The following is a 356-nucleotide window of genomic DNA, read 5'->3' on the forward strand; positions in this document are numbered from 1 at the left end:
CTCGTTCTCCAAGTCGTCAACGTGAAGATGTTATTGAAGGAGTAGAATAATGACTGAGATGAATCAAACTGCAATACGTCGTCCTTTTCATCGCCGTCGTAAAACATGTCCGTTTTCAGGTACTAATGCTCCAAAAATTGATTATAAAGATATCAAATTATTACAGCGTTATATTTCAGAACGTGGGAAAATTGTTCCTTCACGGATTACAGCCATTAGTCAGAAAAAACAGCGTGAATTAGCTAATGCCATCAAACGTGCGCGTTTTCTTGGCTTGCTTCCATACGTTATAAAATAAAAAATGCGTCTCTGCAGCTGGGGAACTCCTCAGCCGCTTTTCTTATATGATTTGGAAA

1 protein-coding gene is annotated in these 356 nt (G+C 38.8%); it reads left to right on the top strand.

Annotation, left to right across the window (positions count from 1 at the left end):
• The first annotated feature begins 49 nt into the window (after window positions 1-49).
• Window positions 50-298: a 30S ribosomal protein S18 gene (gene rpsR / locus ACFIO5_RS10675; RefSeq protein WP_011180461.1), complete on the top strand. Its 249-nt coding sequence runs from the start codon at window positions 50-52 to the stop codon at window positions 296-298.
• Window positions 299-356: the final 58 nt, after the last annotated feature.

It is taken from the genome of Bartonella sp. AA86SXKL, from assembly GCF_042196885.1.